This window comes from Saccharopolyspora sp. NPDC002578 (assembly GCF_053592695.1).
Window position 1 is genome coordinate 1 of the sequence record NZ_JBSFWJ010000032.1, and the last position, 20,887, is coordinate 20,887.

Genomic DNA, 20,887 nt, shown 5'->3' on the forward strand with positions numbered 1-20,887 from the left:
GGAACCTCAGTCGGTCTGTCGCTGCGGGATCTTTTTCCCAAGTGGCTCCGCCACGAGGGAAAAAGCTGTCCTCGCGACAGACCGACTGAGAACCCGCGGGTGAGGGCTTCTCGACGTGGGCTATGTGCTTCGCACATACAGGCACGGCCTTCGGCCGCAAGGCATGGCCGTGGTCTGCGGGTCGCAGTGGTGGTCGGGTGGTTGGGTGGTCGGCTATGCGTCCGCTAGACCGGGAGCAGGCACACCGGGGTTGGGGAGGACGCCGGGTCTGTGATCGGGGTGAGGGCGCCTGTGGTGGAGACGGCGAAGGCCTGGATGGTGTCGCTGAGCTCGCCTGCGGCGTAGAGGACGTCTCCCTGCGGGGAGAGGGCTACGTGGCGGGGGCCGCGGACACCGGCCGGGAAGATGCCGACGGGTTCGAAGCCGGCGGCGGAGAACACCGCGATGCTGTCGTGGCCCCGGTTCGAGGCGAACACGAAGCGGCCGTCCGGGGAGACCACGACCTCCGCGGCCAGGCTCGTGCCCGCGAAGTCCGCCGGGAGCAGCGGGAGCGTCCGGCCCGGTCGCACCGTCCCGCCGTCGGGGTCGAACTCGAACTCGGTGATCGTCGAAGTCAGCTCCCCCACCAGGTAGCCGCGGTCGCCGTCCGGGTGGAACGCGAGGTGCCGGGGCCCGGTGCCCGCCTCCCACGCGACCTCGTGCTTGAGCACCATGTGCCCGGTGTCCGCGTCGAACGCGTACACGTACACCGCGTCCGTGCCCAGATCGGCGGCGAGCACGAAACGACCGTCCGGGGACGGCACGATCTGGTGCGCGTGCGGCCCCTCCTGGCGGTCCTTGTCCGGACCCTGCCCGCTGTGCTGCACCGCGTGGCACGCCTCCCGCAGCACCCCGCCCTCCCCGATCGGGTGCACCACGACGTTGCCCGACAGGTAGTTCGCGGTGAGCAGGAACCGGCCGGAGGGGTGCACGCTCAGGTGGCACGGCGCCGACCCGTGCGTGGGCTGCGAGTTGATCTCGGCGAGCGTGCCGTCCGGGCGCACGTCGAACGCCACCACCCGGCCGTGCGCGACCTCGTTCACCGCGAACAACGTCGCGCCGTCCGGCGCCAGCGCCAGGAACGACGGCTCGTAGGTGTCGGCGACCGTGTCGGTGCACCGCAACCGCCCCGCCGCATCGGCGAACGCGAGGCGGATCCCGTTCGCCGCCGACTCCGGACCGGTGTAAGCCCCCACGTACACCCGATACTGCGCGTCCTCCGGCATGAGCGACCTCCACCGATGTTCCGGGACCTTCTGCTGCGCGCACGCGAACCGCGTGCCAGCGCACCGGGACCGACCATCCCGGGAACGCGATCCGCACACGCTGAGTCATCGACAGTACACGCGTTGTTCATCGAACCGGGCCCGACAGTAGCGCGCGGCGCGGCGTCCCCGACAGCCCCGAACGGGGCGACCGCCGATCGCGAAACGTTTCGCGATCAGGCCGGATCACGCAACGATCCGCCGAAAGAAGCAACATCTCACGGCTGAAACGAAGGCCTGGGCCGGAATAGCCTGAACAGCATGACCTCCGCCTCGCCCGAGACCCTGCCCACCGCGGCCGGGACCTCCCGCACCTCCGAGTTCCTGCGCCTCGACGACGACTACAGCGCGCACAACTACCACCCGTTGCCGGTCGTGATCGCCGAAGCCGAGGGTGCGTGGATGACCGATGTGGACGGTCGCCGCTACCTGGACTTCCTGGCGGGGTACTCGGCGCTGAACTTCGGGCACCGCCACCCCGACCTCGTCGCCGCCGCCACCGAGCAGCTCGGGCGGGTCACGCTGACCAGCCGCGCGTTCCACCACGACCAGTTCGGCCCGTTCTGCCGCGAACTGGCCGAGCTCACCGGCACCGAGCAGGTGCTGCTGATGAACTCCGGCGCCGAAGCCGTCGAATCGGCCATCAAGATCGCCCGGAAGTGGGCGTACCAGGTCAAGGGCGTGCCCGCGGACCGAGCCGAGATCATCGTCGCCGGCTCCAACTTCCACGGCCGCACCACCACGATCGTGTCGTTCTCCACCGACTCCACGGCCCGCGCCGACTTCGGGCCGTTCACCCCCGGCTTCACCGTCACCGCCTACGGCGACGCCGCCGCCGTCGAGGACGCGATCACCGACCGCACCGCCGCCGTCCTCGTCGAACCGCTGCAGGGCGAAGCGGGCGTCGTGGTGCCGCCCGCCGGTTACCTGCGCAGGCTGCGCGAGCTCTGCGACGACCGCAACGTGCTGCTCATCGCCGACGAGATCCAATCCGGCCTGGCCCGCACCGGCGAACTGCTCGCCTGCGACCACGACGGCGTGCGCGCGGACCTCTACACCCTGGGCAAGGCCCTCGGCGGCGGCCTGCTGCCCGTCTCCGCCGTCGTCGGCAGCCGCGCCGTGCTCGGCGTGCTGCGCCCCGGCGAGCACGGCTCCACGTTCGGCGGGAACCCGCTGGCCTGCGCCGTCGGGCGGGCCGTGGTGCGGCTGCTGGCGACCGGCGAGCACCAGCGGCGCTCCCGCGAACTCGGCGCGCACCTGCACGCCCGGCTCGGCGAACTCGTCGGCCACGGCGTCGCCGAAGTGCGCGGGCGCGGGCTGTGGGCCGGTGTGGAGATCTCCCCCGGCGGGCCGAGCGGACGCCGGATCAGCGAACGGCTCGCCGAGAACGGCGTGCTGTGCAAGGAAACCCAGGACACCACCCTGCGCATCGCCCCGCCGCTGACGATCACCCGCGAGGAGCTCGACCAGGGCATCGACGCGATCACGACCGCGCTCCGCCGCTGACCCCCTCCAGCGACGAGGCCGCGCCGCGTCAGCGGCGCGGCCCGGGCGGTCGCGACACCGGGAACGACCGACCTCGGGACCTCAGGACTTGACGGTGTCCCGGGACAGGGCGGTGAGGCGGCTGAGTGCGCGCAGGTACTTCTTGCGGTAGCCGCCGCGCAGCATCTCCTCGGTGAACAGCGCGGACAGCGGCTCGCCCGACACCCGCACCGGGACGGCCCGGTCGTAGAGGCGGTCGGCGAAGGCGACCAGGCGCAGGCCCACCGTCTGGTTCGGGGCCGCGTGCAGGCCGCGCAGGTGCACCGCCGCGACGTCGTCGACCAGGCGGCCGTACTTCGACGGGTGCACGCCGGCCAGGTGATCGCACAGCGCGTCGAAGTCGTCGAGCGTCGCGCCGGGCAGCGAGTCCGCCTCCGCCGCGAGCTCCGCGTCGTCCATCGGCTCCGGCGGGTCGGGCAGGCCGCGATGGCGGTAGTCCGGCCCGTCGACGCGCAGCACCTCGAACCGCTCGGACATCGCGTGGATCTCCCGCAGGAAGTCCACCGCCGCGAACCGGCCCTCGCCGAGCTTGCCGGGCAGCGTGTTGGAGGTGGCCGCGATGTGCACGCCCGCCTCGGTGAGCTTCGCGATCAGCTGCGTGACCAGCATCGTGTCGCCGGGATCGTCCAGTTCGAACTCGTCGATCGCCAGCAGCCGGTGCGCCGAGAGCCGGTTCACCGTCTCGGTGAACCCGAGCGCGCCGACGAGGTTGGTGACCTCGACGAACGTGCCGTAGGACTTCGGCCCGGGAACGGCGTGCCACAGCGAGGCCAGCAGGTGCGTCTTGCCGACGCCGAACCCGCCGTCCAAGTACAGGCCCTGCTTGCCCTCGGGAGCCCGGCCCCCGCCGAACAGCGAACGCCACCACCCGCCGTTGTTGCCGCGGGCGGCGCCGGAGCGGTCCGCGAACGCGCGGCACGACTCGACCGCGGCGGCCTGGCTCGGCTCCTCCGGGTTCGGGACGTAGGTCTCGAACCGCGCCTCGTCGAACCGCGGCGGCGGCGTCATCGCGTCGACCATGTCGGCCGGGCTCAGCTCGGGGCGGCGGTCGATGAGGCGTGCGGCGGTCATGCGCCGACCCTATAACCGCCGCCGCGGCCGAAACCGGTGGCAGTGGTCACCCCGAGCGCGGACGCGGACTTCACCCCAGGTCGCGGGGCGTCACCGGACCGGCGCCGTGAGCAGCCCCTCCCCATGCGCCCCGCGCGAGCCGTGTTGGGATGGACGGGTGGACAGGCTGTGGCCCCCTGGCGGCGAACCCCTCAGCACGACGACTCCGGCCGAAGTGACGCCCGAGGTCGAAGCGTTCTACGACTACCCCGCGAACCTCGCGCGGCCGTGGCTGCGCACGAACTTCGTGTCCAGCCTCGACGGCGCGGTCACCGTGCGCGGCAGCTCCCGCGGCCTGTCCTCGCCCGCCGACCGGGTCGCGATGGCGCTGATCCGGGACCTCTCCGACGTGGTCCTGGTCGGAGCGGGCACCGCGCTGACCGAGGGCTACCGCGGGGTCGAGCGCAGCGAGGTCGACGCGGAACGCCGGGCGCGGTTCGGGCTCGCCGAGGTACCCCCGATCGCGGTGGTGACGGGCCGCTGCTCGCTGGAACCGGACTCGCCGCTGCTGACCGACACCGTCGTCCCACCCATCGTGATCACCTGCGCCGACGCCCCCGAAGCACGCCGAGCCGTGCTGGCCGACGCGGGCGCCGACGTCGTGGTCGCCGGGACCGGCGGCGTGGACCTGACCGCGGCGCTGGCCGCGCTCGGCGAACGCGGGCTGCTGCGCGTCGGCTGCGAAGGCGGGCCGCGGCTGTTCGGCGACCTCGTCGCCGCGGACCTCGTCGACGAGCTGTGCCTCACCGTCTCGCCGCTGCTCGCCGGTGGCGGCGCCGGCCGCATCGCGCACGGCCCGGACCTGGCCGCACCGCACCCGATGCGGCTGCTGTCCGCGCTGCACGCGGAGGAATCGCTGCTGCTGCTGCGGTACGGGAGACTCCGGGCGTGACCGAGCGGGCCGACAGCGACGCGAACCTCATGGCCGCCGCCCAGCGCGGCGATGGGGTGGCCTTCGACGAACTGGTCCGCAGGCACACCCGCTCCATGTACCGGGTGGCCTACCGGATCCTCAACGACCAGGCCGAAGCCGAGGACGCGGTGCAGGACGCCTGGGTCTCCGCGTGGCGGTCGCTGTCCCGGTTCCGCGGTGATTCCGCGCCGACGACGTGGCTGTACCGGGTGGTCACCAACGCCGCGCTCGGCCAGGTCCGGCGGCGCAAGAACACGGTCGCGATGGACATCAGCGACGAATCGATGAGCCACCTCGTCTCCGACCACGACTCCGGCAACCCCGAAGGTCACGCGGTGCGCGCCGAGGAGGCCGACCTGGTGCACCGCGCCATCGCCACGCTGGAACCGTCCCAGCGGGTGCCGCTGGTGCTGCGCGAGTTCGAGGGCATGTCTTACGAACAGATCGCCGAGGTGCTAGAGGTGAACGTGACGGCGTTGCGATCGCGGCTGCACCGCGCTCGGCTCGCCCTGCTGTCCAGGTTGAAGGAGATGCACCATGGGTGAGCCTTCCTTCGACCCGGATCAAGTGCTGCCCTGCGGCCACACCGTCGGCGAACTCGTCGACCACCTCGCGGGCGACGCCCCCGACGACTTCGCGGCGCACGCGCGGACCTGCCCGCACTGCCGGGCGGAACTCGCCGAGCTGGCCCCCGGCGGCTGGGAACCCGTGCGGCGAGCCGCGGAACTCTCCGTCGAACCACCCGAAGGACTGATATCCCGCACGCTGCTCACGGTGCGCCGGGCGCGCGGCGGCGCCGCGGGTTCCCCGGCGGAAGTGGCCCAGGAACTCGGCATGCTGCGGGTGGCGCCGCAGGCGACGCTGGTGCTGGCGCGGCGGTTGAGCCTGGAACTGCTCGCCGACCGGCGCGGCACCCGGCTGCTGGCCTGCACCGGGGACGTGCAGGAGATCCGGGTGGACGTGGTGATCGACTACGGATTGCCTGCTCCTGCGCTGGCCGCGCAACTGCAGGATGATCTGGGCCGGGCGTTGCGGGAGCACCTCGGCGCGGCCGCACCGGCGGTGTGGGTGCGGATCGCCGATGTGACACCTCCGCAAAGCTCGTGATCAGCTCAAGAAAGTGACTTGCGTCATAGTTCCGCGATGTTCCGGGATCACGGGCATCTGATCTTCCGTCCCGGATTTCGCAGACCGACCCGGTCGCTGCGATGACGAACACGGCGACAACCAGGATCTTCGCAGGGGAAGGAGCCCTTTCATGGCCCAGACGAGCGGTACGTCCACGCCGAGCACCGAGGCCCAGAGCGGGACCACGTCGTCCGGCGGCGGCAAGGGCCTCGCCACCGGCGGCAGCGCCAGCGCCAGCACCCCCGCCCGGCTCGCCGACGACACCAACCAGGGCAAGACGACGATCGCCGCCTCCGTGGTGCAGAAGATCGCCGGAATCGCCGCGCGGGAGATCTCCGGCGTGCACGCCATGGGCGGTGGCGTCTCGCGCGCCTTCGGCGCCATCCGCGAGCGCATCCCCGGTGGCGGCGGGTCCAGCTCCAGCACGACCTCCGGCGTGCAGGTCGAGGTCGGCGAGAAGCAGGCCGCGATCGACCTGGACATCGTCGTCGAGTACGGCGCCTCCATCGTCGAGCTGGCCCGCGCGGTGCGCCGCAACGTCATCACCGGCGTCGAGCGGATGACCGGCCTCGAGGTCATCGAGGTCAACATCGCGGTCAACGACATCCACCTCCCGTCGGAGGACGACGAGGACAACGGCAACGGTGGCCAGAGCACCGGCTCCTCGTCCCGAGTGGAATGAGAACGCGCGTGGTCCCGGCTACCCCGACCGGGACCACGCGTTCCCCCGTCCCGGCCCGCTCTCGAAGGACACCGACATGACCGAATCCGCTCCCGGTGACCGCGGCCGGGTAACCCCCGAAGGCGACGACCGGCTCGCCGACCGGATCGCCGAAGCGGTCCACACCCATCCGGCGGTGGCACGGCTGGACGGCGGCGTGCACGGCACCATCGCCGCCTACCTGCCCGGCCGCCAGGTCACCGGGGTGCGCGCGAGCGGCGCCGGTGAACCCGTGGAGGTCGGCGTGGTGCTGCGCATGACCGATCCGCTGCCGGAGATCGTGGCCGCGCTGCGGCAGCGGGTGCTCGCCGTGACCGGCCCGGTCCCGGTCGACATCACCGTCGTCGACGTGATCACCTCGGACGACGCCGATGCCCCGAGCGGAAGCGAGGCGCGCGGCAGATGACGGGTACGCCGGACGACGACGCGCGGGCTCGCCTGCGCGCGTTCGTCCGCGCCCACCACCCCGATGTGGGCGGTGACCCCGAGACCTTCGCCGCGGGCCTTGCGGAACTGCGCGCCCGCCGCGACGAGGCCGTCCGAACCCCCGGTTCCCCGGCCCCGAACCGACCACCGGACCGCTACGACGCCCCGGTGGTCATCGTGCCCGGTGAACGCGGTCTGCACGGCGCGCTGCGCCGGATCCGGATCTGGCGGCTGCGGAAACGCCGCACCCGCGTGCGGTGATCGCCCCACCCGCCGATGATGTGCCAGCCGACGAACGGCCCTCCCAGTCAGGAAGGTTTCTCCCACGATGAACGCAACGCAGTCCGGCCTGTTCGCCGGCCTCCTCCTCGGTGTGGCCGCCGCACTCGGGGGTTTCACCGGATTCCTCATCGCCCTGGTGCTCGGGGCGATCGGCTTGATCGTCGGCCGCGTCCTGGACGGCGAGCTGGAGATCGGCGACTTCCTCGGCCGGGGCAAGGACCGATGAGCGCCCCCGCCACCGAGCGGGCCAGGGCCGCCGAGCCCGCGACCGAGCAGACCTCCGGAAACGATGGGGCCGCCGACCGCGGCGAGCTCACCATCGACCGGTCGGTGCTGCGCAAGATCGCCGAACACGCCGCGGACGGCGCCTCCGGGACCACCCGGGCGCCGCGGCGGATCGCCGGTGTCGGCGTCGGCACCCAGGGCTCCAGCGCCCGGCTGACCGGACCCGACCGGGAACTGCAGGTCCGGCTGGACCTGGCGGTGAGCTACCCCGCCCCGGTGCGCGAGACGGTGCGCGCGGTGCGCGAACGCGTCCGCGACGAGCTCGACCGGCTCGCCGGCTGCCGGGTGGCCTCGGTCGAGGTCGTCGTGTCCGCGCTGGTGTCCGCCCCGAAACGAGACCGAGTGGAGTGAGCCCGTGCGTGCCGTTGTCCGTTTGATCACCGCCGTGGCCGGGCTGATCGCCCTCGCCGCGGGTGTGCTGCTGATCGTGGAAGCCATTGGGGCGTGGGTCAGCCCCGGCTCCGGTGGAGTGCTGGTGCCCTGGTCGTCGGCCGGGTCCGCGCTGCGCGGGCTGAGCTGGCAGGACGTCGCGACGCGGGTGGCCGCCGCGGTGGCCGCGCTGCTCGGCCTGATCCTGCTGCTGGCGGCGGCCCGAGCCGGGCGCAGCGAAGTGCGGCTGATGGATCCGGCCCCCGAAGTCACCGTGACCACCGATCCGCGTTCGCTGGCGCGGCTGGTCGGCCACCGGGTGCGCGCGGAGGACGGGGTGTCCGGCGCCTCGGTCACCGCGGACCGCCGCCGGGTGAAGGTGAAGGCCCACAGCCGGTTCCGGACCCTCGGCGACCTCCGGGACCGCGTGTCGAAGACGGCCACGTCCGCCGTCGGCGACCTGCCGTTGCAGCGCCGGCCCCGAGTGTCGGTGTCGGTCTCCCCCGCGAAGGAGCGGTGATGTCCCGCGAAGCCACTGCCACCGCCGAGAAGCCCGCCGCGTCCTCGGCCCGGCCCAGCCGCACGGCGATCGGCCGATCGCTCGGATTCGAGCGGTCGCTGCTCACGGTGCTCGGGCTGGTGCTGCTGCTCGCCGGTCTGCTGGCGCTCGTCGTCGGCGCGGGCTGGCTCGGCCGGTTCCGCGCGCAACGCTCGGTGCTGGACCCGATGGTCACCCAGTGGATCACCGGCCACCGGCCGCTCACCTACGGGGTGGCGATCGTGGCGGGGATCGTGCTGGCACTGCTGGGGCTCTGGTGGCTGCTGCGGGCGCTGCGCCCCGAAGGACGTCCCGACCTGCAGCTGCACGGCGACTCCGAGGGGTCCGCGACGATCACCTCCAGCGCGCTGACCGAGGCCGTGCGCACCGACGCGGAGAACGTCACCGGCGTGACCCGCGCCAAGGTGCGGATGGCCGGCACCCCGCAGCGGCCGAACGTGCGGCTCACGCTCGCGCTGCAGGAAGGCACCAACGTGCGGCACGTGTGGGAGGAGCTGGACGACAAGGTCCTCTCCCGCGCCCGCCGCGCCCTCGACGTGGAAGCGATGCCGACCGCGGTCCGCCTGCAGCTGGACCGGGCGGCGCGCCAGCGCGTGCGCTGAGGCCTTCCGCCCCGTCCCGAGCAGCGACCACCAACGGCCTCCTCACCAGGACACCGATTTCACCGCTCGCCGGAAATCGGTTCCGGTGCGGAGGCCGTTGTGGTTCGCCACCCGCACCGCCGCGCAGGACCATGTCCAGGACGGGCTCCGGCGACCCCGACGCGCGGGTCGGGCCGAACTCGCGGACCGTACTGGGCATCGACCGCACCCTCCGGGAGGTTCTGGTGGCGTTGAACGTGCATCCGCCGGTGAAGCCGATGCTGGCCGGCCCGGTCGACGGCATTCCCGACCGGGCCGGGATGTGCTTCGAACCGAAGTGGGACGGGTTCCGCTGCCTGGTGTTCGCCGATCCCGGCGGAGCCGAACCCGTCGTGCTGCAGTCCCGGACCGGCAAGTCGCTCAACCGGTACTTCCCGGAGGTGCTGCGCGCCGTCGAGGAGCGGTTGCGGCGTCCGGTGGTGCTCGACGGCGAGCTGGTCGTGGTGCGCTCCGACGAGCACGGCGAGCGGCTCGACTGGGACGCGCTGGGCGAACGGATCCACCCCGCCGCCAGCCGGGTCCGAGCGCTCGCGGAGCGGACCCCGGCCCGGTTCATCGCCTTCGACCTGCTCGCCCTCGACGACGCGGACCTGCGCGAACAACCGTTCTCCGAGCGCAGGCAGCGCTTGGACGCGCTGCAACTGACCGGCCCGGAGCTGCTCACGACGCCCATGACCGCGGACCGCGCCACGGCGACCGAGTGGTTCCGGGTGTTCGAAGGCGCGGGGCTCGACGGCATCATCGGCAAGGACGCCGAAGCCCCCTACCTGCCCGGCAAGCGCACCATGCTCAAGATCAAGCACGCGCGCACCGCGGACTGCGTCGTCGCCGGCCTGCGCTGGCACACCGGCACCGAACCCGGCACCGCCGTCGGGTCGCTGCTGCTCGGGCTGCACGACGAGCACGGCGTGCTGCACCACGTGGGCGTGGTCGGCGCCTTCCCCGCCGCGCGGCGCCGCGAGCTCGCCGCCGAGCTGAGCCCGCTGCGCACCGACGGCGAGCACCCGTGGGTCGGCGAGCACGCCGCGGACGGGCGCAGACTGCCCGGTTCGATCAACCGCTGGCGCAGCTCCGAACAACCGTGGCAGCCGTTGCGCCCGGAACGGGTCGCCGAAGTCGCCTACGACCACACCGAGGGCGCGGTACCGTCCCGGTTCCGCCACACCACGCAGTTCGTGCGCTGGCGCCCCGACCGCGACCCGGCTTCGTGCCGCTACGACCAGCTCGACGAACCCGCCCGCTACGACCTGGACGCGGTGCTGCGCGGTGAGGCCGGTCGGAGCTGAGCCCGGTCCACCGGGACGCGGCTCGGGCCTCGGTCCCGCACCGGTACCGTCACGTTCCGTGCGAACCCAACGAATCGCCGTGATCGGGGGCGGCGCCGTCGGCGGCGCGCTGGCCGCCGCGGCGCAGGACACCGGTCACGAAGTCGTCCTCTGCGTGCGCACCCCGTTCGAGGTGCTGGTCCTCGACACCCCGGACGGTCGCCGGGAAGTACCGGTGCGGGTCATCACCGATCCCGCCCAGGCCGGTCCGGTCGACTGGGTGCTGGTGGCGACGAAGGTCCAGGACGTCGGCGGTGCCGGGGACTGGCTGAGCGCGTTCGACGCCGAGGGCACCCCGGTGGTGGCCGTGCAGAACGGCGTGGAGCACCACGACTCGCTCGCACCGCTGCTCGCGCGCTCACCCGTGCTGCCCGCGCTGCTCTACGGCGGCGCCGAACGCGTGCGGGCGGGCCACGTGCGCAGGCACTCCGCGAAGCTCCGTCTGGTGGTGCCCGCCGGGACGCTCGGTGAGCGGCTGAGGGCGGTGCTCAGCGACCCTGAGGTCACCGCCACCGACGACTTCCGCACCGAGACCTGGCGCAAGATGCTCACGAACCTGGCCGCCAACCCGATCTCGGCGCTGACCATGCGGCGGCTCGACGTGTTCGCCGACGGCGAGGTGATGGCGCTGGCGAAGGCCGTGGTGACCGAAGGCGTCGCCGTGGCCAGGGCCGAAGGAGCGGAGCTCGGGACCGCCGACGCCGACCGGGCCATCGAGGCGTTCGAAGTGCTCGCCCCCGGCACCGGGACCTCGATGCTCTACGACCGGGAAGCCGGGCTGCGCACCGAGCACGAGCACATCACGGGCGCGCTGGTGCGGGCCGCGCGGCGCCACGGCATCCCGGTGCCCCGCAACGAGACCCTGCTGACCTTGCTGCGCGCCCTGCCCGAGAACCGCTGACCGGCCGCTACTGAGCGCGAGTCGCGCCGATGGAGGCCAGCACCACGCAGCTGATGGCCAGCCACTGCACCACGCCGAGCGCCTCGTGCAGCACCAGCAGTCCGGCGAGCGCCGCGACCGCGGGTTCCAGGCTCATCAGCACCCCGAACACGCGCGGCGGCATCCGCCGCAGCGCCTCCAGCTCCAGCGAATACGGCACCACCGAGGACATCAGCGCCACCACCAGGCCCGCGGCGAGCACGGCCGGGGACAGCAGCTCCGCGCCACCGCCCGAGATGCCGAACGGCAGCGCGACCAGCGCGGCGAACGCCATGCCGAGCGCGAGGCCGTTGCCGCCGCTGGTGTGCTGCCCCAACTTCGCGCCCAGCAGGATGTAGGACGCCCACAGCACGGCGGCGGCCAGCGCGAACGCGACCCCCACCGGGTCCAGGCCGCCCTCCACTCGGGACAGCAGCAGCACGCCGAGCCCCGCGAGCACCGCCCACAGCAGGTCCAGCTTCCGCCGCGAGCCGAACACGGCCACGCTCAACGGCCCCAGGAACTCGATGGTCACCGCGACGCCCAGCGGGATGCGGTCGATCGACTGGTAGAGGCAGATGTTCATCGCGGCCAGCACCGCGCCGTACCCGGCGACGACGAGCAGCGTCCTGCGGTCCAACCGCAACGAGGGCCGCCAGATCACCAGCAGCACCAGCGCCGCGAACAGCAGCCGCAACGTGACCACGCCGGACGCGCCCGCCAGCGCGAACAGCTGCTTGGCGAACGCGGCACCGACCTGCAGGCTGATCACGCCCAGCAGCACCAGCACCGGGGGCGGGACGGCGCCGAAACCGCGCGCCAGGACCGGCTGCACACCGCTCCACATCGGCCGTCCGCTCGACGACGCACCGTCCATGTTCACCGCGACCACGCCTGCTCCTCCTGTTCCCGGCCGGGCGCGCGCCCGGTCCGCCCACTCCCCCGCACCCGGCTCCACCGCCGTGCTCGCCGGTACGAGAACCCGGCGAACCGTAGCCGTCGGCTCCACCTCGCCCAACCGGATTGCGACGAGCCCCGCACCGCGCGCCGCCCCCTCACCTCGGACACACGCCGATCATGCGATGCTCAGCGCAGGATCCGCCCACGCCAGAGGAGCAGTCGTGCCGCGCACCAGCCATCGCATCGGTGCCCTGCTGCTGCTCGCCGTGGTCGCCGCCGGGTGCTCGGCGGGGCCGTCGCAGCGCCCCGCGGTCGCCTACAACGACGCCGAGCAGCCCGTCGCCCCCGCCCCGAAACCACCCGGTCCCGCTCCGCTACCGGCGCTCGGGCCGTCCGCGGGCAGCGCCCTGAACTGGGAGGACTGCACCGGCGAAACGCGGGAGGAGCTCTCGCTGCCCGCGCGGGGGCCGTCGTTCTCCTGCTCGCAGCTGCTGACCACGTTGGACTCCCCGGAGGCACCGGCGGAGGGCACCACCCGCGCCGCGCTGCTGAGCACCGGTACCGGCGGGATTCCGCTGGTGGTCCTGGGGGACGTCAACGGCGAGCCGGGCACCTCGGTGGCGGCCCGGATGGCGCTGACGATGCCGCCGGAGATGCTCAGCACGTTCCGGGTCATCGGCATGGATCGGCGCGGCACCGGCCAGTCCGACCCGGCGGACTGCATGCCGCCGCCGCTGCGCGAGTCCATCGTCGGCTTCGACCCGCGCGCGACGGACCGGGCCTCGCTGGACCGGTTGCTCACCTCGGTGCGGGTGTCGAGCCAGGAATGCCTGCTGGACCTGGACGACCGGTTGCAGGCCTACGACTCGTGGCGCACCGCCGCCGACCTGGAGGAGCTGCGGCTCGAACTGGACGTGCCGAAGCTGCACGCCATCGGCCGCGGCGAAGCGGCGCGGGTGCTCACCAGCTACGCGCAGCGCTACCCCGACTCGGTGGGCCGGATGGTGTTCGACGGCGGCCCGGACCCGCAGCTGGACGCGATGGGCGAGGCCGGCGCCCAGGCGCAGGGCGCGGAGCAGACGTTCGACGCGTTCGCCGCGGACTGCCGCGGCCGGGATTCCTGCCCGCTGGGGCCGGATCCGCGCCGCACGGTGGAAGAACTGGTGGAACGCACCCGGACGACGTCGCTGCCCACCGCCGACGGGCCGGTCAGCGGCGGGAAGATCGTGCGGGTGCTGCTCGCCGAACTGGGCGAGCCGAAGCGGTGGCCGCAGCTGAGCGCGGCACTGGCCGCGGCGAACTCCGGTGACGGCGCCCCCATCAGCGCGCTCGCGGCACCGATGGTGCGGGAGACGGGATCCGATCCGGCGCAGCTCGACGGTGCGCTGATCACCAGTTGCAACGACACCCGGCTGCGACTGCCCTCGGAGCGGCTCGTGCACGTGGCGACCGAATGGGTCGGCACGCGTCCCCTGTTCGGCGGGGTGTTCGCGCAACGCCTCGCGTGGTGCGCGCAGTGGCCCGAACCGCAGGAGGAACCACCGCCGCCGTCGGTGCCCGGACTGCCGCCGATCCCGGTGGTGACCACCGCGAACGACCCGCTGATCCCCGCGCTCAGCAGCAAGCACCTGGCCGAGCAGCTGCCGACCGGTGTCGCGGTGAACTGGCAGGGTTCCGGACACGGCGCGATCGGCCGCTCGGACTGCGTGACCGGCACCGTCAGCCGGTTCCTCGTGCAGGGCGCGATCCCCGCCGACGGCATGGCCTGCCCCGCCTGATCAGGACACCAGGCGCGTCCGCGGGTCCGGGAGGCGCGGCGACCGCGCTTCCCCGAACCCGCGGCGTCCGGTCAGCAACCCGAGCAACACCCGCAGGAGGGCCCGCTGCAGCTCGCGCAGCAGCTGCACCCGCCGGCCTGCGGAGTGGTCTCGTTCTCGGTGGGAACCATGGCTCTCTCCTCACGTCATGAGCACCAGCGGTAGCGATCGTGCGCGCCGGAGCACCACCGCTGACACCGCCGGGCGAGGGACCGGCCGTCCGCCAACCTGCTGAACAGGCAGCATGCACTCATTGCAATCCGTTACCGGAACGCTGAGCGGCCGATCCGGCGAGGCCGATCCTCCGTTCGTGCCACCGACCCGACGGAGCGGGCTCGACGGACGTGCGCACGTTCGGGATCGACACCCACCTCCCATCAATGGCTCGTCGTCACGTTCAACATGACCACGCCAACGGTGATCAGGCCCAACCCGAACAGCTTGACGGGCGCCGCCGACTCCCCCATGAACATGATCCCCACGAGGGCGATCGCGGCGGTGCCGACGCCCGACCAGATCGCGTACGCGATGCCCAGCTCCATCGTTTTCAACGCCTTGCCGAGCATCGTGAAAGCAGTGATGTAGCTGACCGCCACGACCACGCTCGGCAACAGCTTGGTCAGCCCCTCACTCGCTTTGAGGAACGAGGTGGCAACAACTTCAGCAGTGATAGCGCAGACCAGCATTACCCAAGCCATTGCCTGGCATCCAATCCTTAGATCAAACAAATCGGCAGCCGCCCGCAACCATTGCGCCAGCGAACTCCCGGGAGAGCCCGCACAGCTCGCGGCGCGGACGATTCCTGTCGAATTCCGGGGAGATCTCGACAAAGGGGCCGAAATCCGGCCCCCGCAAGCCCAGGAGTGAGGACACATCCGAATCACCCCTGGTCCCGCTCGGAAAACGCACAAAGCACACCGCGAGGCGAACCGCCCGAATCGATGCCGAAACCCCAAAACCGACATTCCAGCGTCAAGGCGGGCGCGAACCATCCTTTCCTGTGGATTGCCAGATTCTCCCCAGGGCACTTCCAGGGCCATCTACGACCACACCTATTCGATCCCGATACGGAATTTGCCTGCACCACCAAGAGGGCGTGATCGACGACACATACATGATCGGCGGAGTGGATGCTTGTGATTCTGCCGCCAACGTGGTGCTATCGCCGAGCCCCCGAGAATCGCGCGGAGCTCGCGGAATTCGACCAACCGCCGACAACGGAGATCCGCCGCGATAACGTGACGCTCCACAAAAAACCGAATCGGTCCACAAAGCACTAGCCGTGAGGAGCGGACCAAGATGACAGCGGACAACGTGGTCGCGAACGAACGGGGCCGCAAACCGCGCGATCCCGGCCGGAGCGGCCGGATCGTGCGCGCCGCCATCTCGGTGATCGCCGAGCACGGGGTGGAGGAACTGACCCATCGCATGGCCGAAGCCGCCGACGTGCCCCTGGGCTCCACCACCTACTACTTCACCGGCCTCGACCAGCTCGTCGAGGCGGCCATGGACGAGGTCTCACAGCACAGCGTGGCCCGGCTTCGGCGATGGGAGCAGCAACTTCCCGCGGACGCGGATCTGCCGACCGCCCTCGCGGACTTCGTCGTGACGTCGACGACCGAGCAACGCGAACGCACCATCGCTGAGCACAACCTCTACGCGGTCGCCTTGCACCGCCCCCACCTCCGCGTCATCGCGGCGGCGTGGGACGACGCGTTCTCCCAGCCGTTCATCGCGCGCACCGATCCCGCATGCTCGGCACCCTGACCTGCGGGCTTCAAATGCAAGTGGTCATCAAGGAGGCGAAACCCGACCACGACGAACTCCGAACGCTCATCCGCGGGACTCTCGCCCGGTAGGTCGGACGAGGCCCTCCGCTCGGTGCCCTGCTGCTGCTCGCCCTGATCATCACCGCGGTAGCGGTGATTCAGGTGACCTCTCACCGGCCTGGCCGAGTCCGGGCCAAGCCGGTGGTGAAGCCGTCGACGACCTCGGCGGCGAACTCCACCGGATCAGGACCGCTTCCCCGCAGTGCCCGCACGCGTGTCAGCCGGGCGGCTCCGTGGCGCTCACGACCGCTATCCAGAGGTCGGCGCGACCTGCGGCGGTGTCGACGCCGCGGCCGGTGAGCCGCTCGATCGCGGCGATCCGCTTGCGCAGCGTGTTGCGGTGGATGCCCAGGTCGTCGGCCGTGGGCTGCCAGCGGCCGAGGTGCGTCAGGTAGCTGCGCAAGGTGCGGAGGAGCTCCGGCTCGTCCACCAGCTCACCGAGGATCGACGCGGCCAACGCCCGGGCGGCGTGGTCGGGAAGTGCGGCCCGCACCTCGCCGCGGAACCGCTCGTCCCAGCCGACGACCGGCGATCCGCCATCGGCGAGGGACAGCGCGGTGCCCGCCGCCGCGTCGCTGGTCCCCGCATCACGCGCGGGGACGGCCGGTCCGATCCCCACTCTGGCGCCGAGCGCCGCCAGCAGGTCCGCGAGTTCCCCGGCACCGACGGCGGCGTCCGCGTCGACCACCAGGGCGATGCCCGCGTCCGACGTCGCCGCCGTCAGGACCTCCGGGTGGTCCCGCGCCAACCGCGCACGCGCACCGTCCGGGATTCCCGTCGCGCGCAAGACCCGCAGGCTTCGTGGCACCACCGGCGCGCAGTTCAGCATGGCCGCGACGCTCGTGCCGGCGTCGACCGCGCCGTCCAGGACCAGGGTCGCGGCCCGGTCCCGCAACCGGAGCTCGGCGTCGGCGGCCGCGCGGGAACGCTCGGCGTCCAAGGTCAGCAACGCGACCGTGGACACCAGCACCGCCCGCAGCACCCCGTCCAGCGCCCCCGGGCTCACCAGCACCAGGAACGGGCCGTCGACCCCGCGACCGAGCGGTTGGACGACCGTGGTCCCCTCGGCCCCGCTCTCGGTGGCGGCGCTGCGCCCGGTCCCCGCGCGCAGCGTCGCCAGCGCGCGCAGGGCCGCGTCCGGAACCCGGAACCGGGCCGGTACCAGCGCTTTCCCATCAACGTCGACCAGCCCCGCGCTCCCCCGCGCGGCCCGGCCGAGCACGCCGAGAGCGCGAGCGGGCCCGTCCGCCCGGGAAATCACCCTGGTCAGCTCCTGCTGCACCGCGAGCGCCGTCTCGGTGGCGGTCCGCTCGCGCTCGGCGAGCAGCCCGGCCACCGCCTTGCCGATCGCGATGAACGGCGTCGACTCCGGCACCACGACCAGGCCGAGACCGGCGGCGCGGGCCGCCGCCACCAGGTCGGGCGGCACGTCCGCGTGCGAGAGCCCGGTCCCGAAGCCGAGCGCGGCGACGCCCGCCCGGTCGATCCGCTCCACGTAAGCCGCCCAGTCCTGCGCGGCCAATCCGGTGGTCAGCAGCAGCTCGCCGCCCTCCAGGTACTGCGCAGGGTCGGCGAGCTCGCTCGTCGTCACCCAGCCCAGCGCCCGGGGCGTCGCGGGCTCGACGACCGTGCGCAGGGCGAGCCCCGGGATGGCGACCACGTCGGCGAGCGTCAGCACCATGGCAGTTTTGCACACCGTCGATCGACCATCTGACCGGTTCGCACACTCGGCTTCGGGGTCGGCCGCTCCTAACGTCGATGTCGTTCCCGCACTTCGCCACCGGAAGGAGTTCGCTGATGAGCGTCCCCGCCCCGTCCCCAGAGCTGCTCGGCGGTCCCTGCCTGCCGCAGCGCCGCGAACTGCGGACCGCGGTGCCCGGCCCCCGCTCGCTCGCCTTGGCGCAGCGGCGTTCGGCCGTCGTCGCGGCGGGCCTCTCCTCCGCGCTGCCGGTCTACGCGGCCGCCGCCGGTGGCGGGGTCCTGGTCGACGTCGACGACAACTCGTTCGTCGACCTCGGATCCGGCATCGCCGTGACGACCGTCGGCAACTCCGCGCCGAAGGTCGTCGCCGCCGCCACCGAAGCGCTGTCCCGGTTCACCCACACCTGCGCGATGATCACCCCCTACGAGGGCTACGTACGGCTGGCGGAGGAGTTGGCCGCGATCACGCCGGGCGACCACCACAAGCGCACCGCGCTGTTCAACACCGGGTCCGAGGCCGTGGAGAACGCCGTCAAGATCGCCCGGCACGCGACCGGCCGCTCCGGCGTCGCCGTCGTGGATCACGCCTACCACGGCCGCACGAACCTCACGCTGGCGATGACCGCGAAGAACATGCCGTACAAGGACGGCTTCGGCCCGTTCGCGTCCGACGTGTTCCGCGCGCCGACCTCCTACCCCTTCCGGGACGGCGCCGACCTCGACGGAAACCCGGTCGACGGACCCGCGGCCGCGCGACGCGCCATCGAGCACCTCGAACGCTCCGCCGGTGCCGAGCGGCTCGCCGCGCTGGTGATCGAGCCCGTCCAGGGCGAAGGCGGGTTCATCGTCCCGGCGCCCGGCTTCCTCGCCGAGATCGCGCGCTGGTGCGCCGACCACGGAATCGTGTTCGTCGCCGACGAGGTGCAGACCGGCGTCGCCCGCACCGGCGCCTGGTTCGCCAGCGAGCACGAGAACGTCGTCCCGGACCTGATCACCACGGCCAAGGGGCTCGGCGGCGGACTGCCGATCGCCGCCGTCACCGGACGCGCCGACCTCATGGACTCGGTGCATCCCGGTGGTCTCGGCGGCACTTACGGCGGCAACCCGGTGGCGTGCGCGGCCGCGCTGGCCGCGCTCGACACGATCCGGGAGGACTGTCTGATCGACCGGGCCCGCGCGATCGGCGACGCGGCGGGTGGGCGACTGCGCGCCCTCGCCGAGACCGACCCGCGGATCGGGGACGTCCGCGGCCGTGGCGCGATGCTCGGCGTCGAGTTCGTCCGCCCCGGCACCCACGAGCCGGACCCCGGCCTGGCCAAGGCCGTCGCCGGGTACGCGCACCGCGCCGGTGTGATCGTGCTGACCTGCGGGTCCTTCGGGAACGTGATCAGGCTGCTCCCGCCGCTGACCATCCCCGACGAGCTGCTGCACGACGGTCTCGACGTGCTGGCCGAGGCGCTGGAAGCCGCCCGCTGAACGCACCCGCCTTCGCCGCTCCGGTCGGCCGCCGGCCCTGATCCCCCGACTCATCGAAAGGACGGCCATGACCACCGTCGCTCCCAGCCCCCTGCTCATCGGGGGTTCGCCCACCTCCACCGGACACGAGCTCGTCGTGCACGACCCGGCGTCCGGTGTCGAGATCACCCGGATCGCGGCGGCCGACGAATCCCACGCCGCGCCCGCGGCCGACGCGGCGGCCGCCGCGCTGCCCGGCTGGGCCGCCACCCCGCCCCGCCGTCGCGCGGAGGTGCTGGCCGAAGCGCACCGGCTGATGATCTCGCGCACCGACGAGCTCGCCACCTTGATCAGCCGGGAATCCGGCAAGGCGGCCGCCGACGCCCGCGCCGAAGTCGGCTACGCCGCCGAGTTCTTCCGCTGGTTCGCCGAGGAGACCGTTCGCCCGGACGGCCACTTCGGACCGTCCCCCGACGGGAAGAGCACCACCGTCGTCACCGCGCAGCCTGTCGGGGTGGCGTTGCTGATCACCCCGTGGAACTTCCCGGCCGCGATGGTCACCCGCAAGGTCGCGCCCGCGCTCGCGGCGGGCTGCACCGCCGTGCTCAAGCCCGCCGCGGAGACGCCGCTGACGGCGTTGGCGATCCGGGACCTGCTCGTGGCGGCAGGTGCTCCCGCCGACGTCTTCACCGTGCTGCCGACCACCCGCGCGGACGCGGTCGCCCGCGCGCTGCTGAACCACGACGCCGTCCGCAAGCTGTCCTTCACCGGCTCCACCGGGGTCGGACGGCACCTCCTCGGCCTCGCGGCGGGCCGGGTCGTGAACTGCTCGATGGAACTGGGCGGCAACGCGCCGTTCGTCGTCTGCGCGGACGCCGACATCAACGCGGCCGTGCAGGGCGCGCTGATCGCGAAGCTGCGCAACGCGGGACAGGCCTGCACCGCCGCCAACAGGTTCCTGGTGCACGCCGACGCGGCGGACGCGTTCGCGGAGGCGTTCGCCGCAGCGGTCGCCGAGCTCCGCGTCGGACCGGGCACCGAACCCGGAACCGACATCGGCCCGCTGATCGACGACCGGGCCGTGCGCCGGGTGTCCGACCTGGTCACCGACGCGGTGGACCGCGGCGCGCGAATGGTGCGCGAGCCGGTCGCCGTGCCGGACTCCGGCAGCTACCTCGCCCCGGTCGTGCTGGCCGGGGTCCCCGCCGATGCCGCGGTGCTGCACGAGGAGATCTTCGGGCCGGTCGCGCCCATCCGGACGTGGACCGACACCGACGAGGTGGTCGCGGCGGCCAACGACACCGAATACGGGCTCGCCGCCTACGTCTACGCCGGTGACACCGGTCGTGCGCTGGAGATCGGGCGGCGGCTCCAGTACGGGATGGTCGGCGTCAACCGAGGCGTGGTGTCCGACCCGGCGGCCCCGTTCGGCGGGATGAAGCAGAGCGGCCTCGGCCGCGAAGGCGCCCGCGAGGGCATCCGGGCGTTCCAGGAGGCCCAGTTCCTCACCTACGCCTGATCCGGCGGAAGGCCGTGATCAGGGCGGAGACGAAGGTCCGGACCTCTTCCCGGTCCGGGATCTCCGCGTAGAACGGTTCAACGACGTGGCGGGCCCACAGCTCGGAGGTGAGCAAGGGCGCGATCTACCACTCGATCAA

The 20,887-nt window shown here is 72.6% G+C and carries 23 protein-coding genes; 17 read left to right on the top strand and 6 right to left on the bottom strand.

The window, feature by feature from the left end; all coding sequences use genetic code 11:
• Window positions 1-224: 224 nt before the first annotated feature.
• On the bottom strand, window positions 225-1,265 hold the full coding sequence (locus tag ACWD38_RS16710; RefSeq protein ID WP_450124384.1) for a lactonase family protein: 1,041 nt from the start codon (window positions 1,263-1,265) through the stop codon (window positions 225-227).
• 300 nt (window positions 1,266-1,565) lie between these two features.
• On the opposite strand from ACWD38_RS16710, the gene rocD reads away from it, so the two are divergent.
• Window positions 1,566-2,810: an ornithine--oxo-acid transaminase gene (gene rocD, locus ACWD38_RS16715; protein WP_184478008.1), complete on the top strand. Its 1,245-nt coding sequence runs from the start codon at window positions 1,566-1,568 to the stop codon at window positions 2,808-2,810.
• Window positions 2,811-2,891: 81 nt separating this feature from the next.
• Here the strand turns inward: rocD and zapE are convergent, their stop codons facing one another.
• Window positions 2,892-3,920 carry a cell division protein ZapE gene (gene zapE / locus ACWD38_RS16720; RefSeq protein ID WP_184478007.1) on the bottom strand — a complete coding sequence of 343 codons (1,029 nt, stop codon included), beginning with the start codon at window positions 3,918-3,920 and terminating at the stop codon, window positions 2,892-2,894.
• 157 nt (window positions 3,921-4,077) lie between these two features.
• Between zapE and ACWD38_RS16725 the strand changes: the two genes are divergently transcribed.
• The 12 genes from ACWD38_RS16725 (at window position 4,078) to ACWD38_RS16780 (ending at window position 11,509) form a co-directional block, all read left to right on the top strand.
• Entirely contained in the window at window positions 4,078-4,851 is a 774-nt protein-coding gene (locus tag ACWD38_RS16725) for a pyrimidine reductase family protein (protein ID WP_425503535.1), read from the top strand.
• Window positions 4,848-5,417 (top strand): RNA polymerase sigma factor, encoded by a 570-nt coding sequence (locus ACWD38_RS16730; protein WP_343071270.1) that lies wholly within the window; start codon window positions 4,848-4,850, stop codon window positions 5,415-5,417. Before ACWD38_RS16725 ends, ACWD38_RS16730 begins: the two co-directional genes overlap by 4 nt.
• The gene (locus ACWD38_RS16735) at window positions 5,410-5,979 is read left to right on the top strand and encodes a hypothetical protein (RefSeq protein ID WP_450124385.1); all 570 of its coding nucleotides are present in this window, start codon (window positions 5,410-5,412) and stop codon (window positions 5,977-5,979) included. The genes ACWD38_RS16730 and ACWD38_RS16735 overlap by 8 nt, the downstream gene beginning before the upstream one ends.
• 151 nt (window positions 5,980-6,130) lie before the next feature.
• Entirely contained in the window at window positions 6,131-6,682 is a 552-nt protein-coding gene (locus ACWD38_RS16740) for an Asp23/Gls24 family envelope stress response protein (protein ID WP_450124386.1), read from the top strand.
• 76 nt (window positions 6,683-6,758) lie between these two features.
• Window positions 6,759-7,127: a hypothetical protein gene (locus ACWD38_RS16745; protein ID WP_184478003.1), complete on the top strand. Its 369-nt coding sequence runs from the start codon at window positions 6,759-6,761 to the stop codon at window positions 7,125-7,127.
• Entirely contained in the window at window positions 7,124-7,408 is a 285-nt protein-coding gene (locus ACWD38_RS16750; protein WP_450124387.1) for a hypothetical protein, read from the top strand. The genes ACWD38_RS16745 and ACWD38_RS16750 overlap by 4 nt, the downstream gene beginning before the upstream one ends.
• Before the next feature lie 67 nt (window positions 7,409-7,475).
• Window positions 7,476-7,655, top strand: coding sequence for a hypothetical protein (locus ACWD38_RS16755; RefSeq protein WP_184478001.1), 180 nt, complete (start codon window positions 7,476-7,478; stop codon window positions 7,653-7,655).
• Window positions 7,652-8,065, top strand: a complete 414-nt coding sequence (locus ACWD38_RS16760) for an Asp23/Gls24 family envelope stress response protein (RefSeq protein WP_450124388.1) — start codon at window positions 7,652-7,654, stop codon at window positions 8,063-8,065. The genes ACWD38_RS16755 and ACWD38_RS16760 overlap by 4 nt, the downstream gene beginning before the upstream one ends.
• 4 nt (window positions 8,066-8,069) lie before the next feature.
• Window positions 8,070-8,603 (top strand): DUF6286 domain-containing protein, encoded by a 534-nt coding sequence (locus tag ACWD38_RS16765; RefSeq protein ID WP_450124389.1) that lies wholly within the window; start codon window positions 8,070-8,072, stop codon window positions 8,601-8,603.
• The gene (gene amaP, locus ACWD38_RS16770) at window positions 8,603-9,244 is read left to right on the top strand and encodes an alkaline shock response membrane anchor protein AmaP (protein WP_184477998.1); all 642 of its coding nucleotides are present in this window, start codon (window positions 8,603-8,605) and stop codon (window positions 9,242-9,244) included. The genes ACWD38_RS16765 and amaP overlap by 1 nt, the downstream gene beginning before the upstream one ends.
• 224 nt (window positions 9,245-9,468) lie before the next feature.
• Window positions 9,469-10,569 carry an ATP-dependent DNA ligase gene (locus tag ACWD38_RS16775; RefSeq protein WP_184484945.1) on the top strand — a complete coding sequence of 367 codons (1,101 nt, stop codon included), beginning with the start codon at window positions 9,469-9,471 and terminating at the stop codon, window positions 10,567-10,569.
• A gap of 58 nt (window positions 10,570-10,627) precedes the next feature.
• The gene (locus ACWD38_RS16780; RefSeq protein ID WP_450124390.1) at window positions 10,628-11,509 is read left to right on the top strand and encodes a 2-dehydropantoate 2-reductase; all 882 of its coding nucleotides are present in this window, start codon (window positions 10,628-10,630) and stop codon (window positions 11,507-11,509) included.
• Between the two features lie 7 nt (window positions 11,510-11,516).
• On the opposite strand, the gene ACWD38_RS16785 is transcribed toward ACWD38_RS16780, so the two are convergent.
• The gene (locus ACWD38_RS16785) at window positions 11,517-12,419 is read right to left on the bottom strand and encodes an EamA family transporter (protein WP_343071269.1); all 903 of its coding nucleotides are present in this window, start codon (window positions 12,417-12,419) and stop codon (window positions 11,517-11,519) included.
• A 229-nt stretch (window positions 12,420-12,648) separates the two neighbouring features.
• On the opposite strand from ACWD38_RS16785, the gene ACWD38_RS16790 reads away from it, so the two are divergent.
• Window positions 12,649-14,205: an alpha/beta fold hydrolase gene (locus tag ACWD38_RS16790; protein ID WP_450124391.1), complete on the top strand. Its 1,557-nt coding sequence runs from the start codon at window positions 12,649-12,651 to the stop codon at window positions 14,203-14,205.
• Between the two features lie 416 nt (window positions 14,206-14,621).
• On the opposite strand, the gene ACWD38_RS16795 is transcribed toward ACWD38_RS16790, so the two are convergent.
• Window positions 14,622-14,942 (bottom strand): DMT family transporter, encoded by a 321-nt coding sequence (locus ACWD38_RS16795; protein ID WP_450124392.1) that lies wholly within the window; start codon window positions 14,940-14,942, stop codon window positions 14,622-14,624.
• A gap of 601 nt (window positions 14,943-15,543) precedes the next feature.
• Between ACWD38_RS16795 and ACWD38_RS16800 the strand changes: the two genes are divergently transcribed.
• Entirely contained in the window at window positions 15,544-16,011 is a 468-nt protein-coding gene (locus ACWD38_RS16800; protein WP_450124393.1) for a TetR/AcrR family transcriptional regulator, read from the top strand.
• A gap of 279 nt (window positions 16,012-16,290) precedes the next feature.
• Here the strand turns inward: ACWD38_RS16800 and ACWD38_RS16805 are convergent, their stop codons facing one another.
• Window positions 16,291-17,754, bottom strand: a complete 1,464-nt coding sequence (locus tag ACWD38_RS16805; protein ID WP_184477995.1) for a PucR family transcriptional regulator — start codon at window positions 17,752-17,754, stop codon at window positions 16,291-16,293.
• 116 nt (window positions 17,755-17,870) lie between these two features.
• Here ACWD38_RS16805 and gabT point away from each other — a divergent pair, with 116 nt between their 5' ends.
• Both gabT and ACWD38_RS16815 read left to right on the top strand, forming a co-directional pair.
• Complete coding sequence (gene gabT / locus ACWD38_RS16810; protein WP_184477994.1) at window positions 17,871-19,250, top strand: 4-aminobutyrate--2-oxoglutarate transaminase; 1,380 nt, start codon at window positions 17,871-17,873, stop codon at window positions 19,248-19,250.
• A gap of 67 nt (window positions 19,251-19,317) precedes the next feature.
• Window positions 19,318-20,748 carry an NAD-dependent succinate-semialdehyde dehydrogenase gene (locus ACWD38_RS16815; protein WP_184477993.1) on the top strand — a complete coding sequence of 477 codons (1,431 nt, stop codon included), beginning with the start codon at window positions 19,318-19,320 and terminating at the stop codon, window positions 20,746-20,748.
• Here ACWD38_RS16815 and ACWD38_RS16820 read toward each other — a convergent pair.
• Entirely contained in the window at window positions 20,735-20,863 is a 129-nt protein-coding gene (locus tag ACWD38_RS16820) for a hypothetical protein (protein ID WP_450124394.1), read from the bottom strand. The genes ACWD38_RS16815 and ACWD38_RS16820 overlap by 14 nt on opposite strands.
• Window positions 20,864-20,887 lie beyond the last annotated feature (24 nt).

What these genes read in the sequence shown, in the direction of transcription:
- ACWD38_RS16710 (WP_450124384.1), bottom strand. Translation starts at nt 1,265, where the DNA reads ATGCCGGAGGACGCGCAGTATCGGGTGTACGTGGGGGCTTACACCGGT.
- rocD (WP_184478008.1), top strand. Translation starts at nt 1,566, where the DNA reads ATGACCTCCGCCTCGCCCGAGACCCTGCCCACCGCGGCCGGGACCTCC.
- zapE (WP_184478007.1), bottom strand. Translation starts at nt 3,920, where the DNA reads ATGACCGCCGCACGCCTCATCGACCGCCGCCCCGAGCTGAGCCCGGCC.
- ACWD38_RS16735 (WP_450124385.1), top strand. Translation starts at nt 5,410, where the DNA reads ATGGGTGAGCCTTCCTTCGACCCGGATCAAGTGCTGCCCTGCGGCCAC.
- ACWD38_RS16740 (WP_450124386.1), top strand. Translation starts at nt 6,131, where the DNA reads ATGGCCCAGACGAGCGGTACGTCCACGCCGAGCACCGAGGCCCAGAGC.
- ACWD38_RS16745 (WP_184478003.1), top strand. Translation starts at nt 6,759, where the DNA reads ATGACCGAATCCGCTCCCGGTGACCGCGGCCGGGTAACCCCCGAAGGC.
- ACWD38_RS16750 (WP_450124387.1), top strand. Translation starts at nt 7,124, where the DNA reads ATGACGGGTACGCCGGACGACGACGCGCGGGCTCGCCTGCGCGCGTTC.
- ACWD38_RS16755 (WP_184478001.1), top strand. Translation starts at nt 7,476, where the DNA reads ATGAACGCAACGCAGTCCGGCCTGTTCGCCGGCCTCCTCCTCGGTGTG.
- ACWD38_RS16760 (WP_450124388.1), top strand. Translation starts at nt 7,652, where the DNA reads ATGAGCGCCCCCGCCACCGAGCGGGCCAGGGCCGCCGAGCCCGCGACC.
- amaP (WP_184477998.1), top strand. Translation starts at nt 8,603, where the DNA reads ATGTCCCGCGAAGCCACTGCCACCGCCGAGAAGCCCGCCGCGTCCTCG.
- ACWD38_RS16795 (WP_450124392.1), bottom strand. Translation starts at nt 14,942, where the DNA reads ATGGCTTGGGTAATGCTGGTCTGCGCTATCACTGCTGAAGTTGTTGCC.
- ACWD38_RS16800 (WP_450124393.1), top strand. Translation starts at nt 15,544, where the DNA reads ATGACAGCGGACAACGTGGTCGCGAACGAACGGGGCCGCAAACCGCGC.
- ACWD38_RS16805 (WP_184477995.1), bottom strand. Translation starts at nt 17,754, where the DNA reads ATGGTGCTGACGCTCGCCGACGTGGTCGCCATCCCGGGGCTCGCCCTG.
- gabT (WP_184477994.1), top strand. Translation starts at nt 17,871, where the DNA reads ATGAGCGTCCCCGCCCCGTCCCCAGAGCTGCTCGGCGGTCCCTGCCTG.
- ACWD38_RS16815 (WP_184477993.1), top strand. Translation starts at nt 19,318, where the DNA reads ATGACCACCGTCGCTCCCAGCCCCCTGCTCATCGGGGGTTCGCCCACC.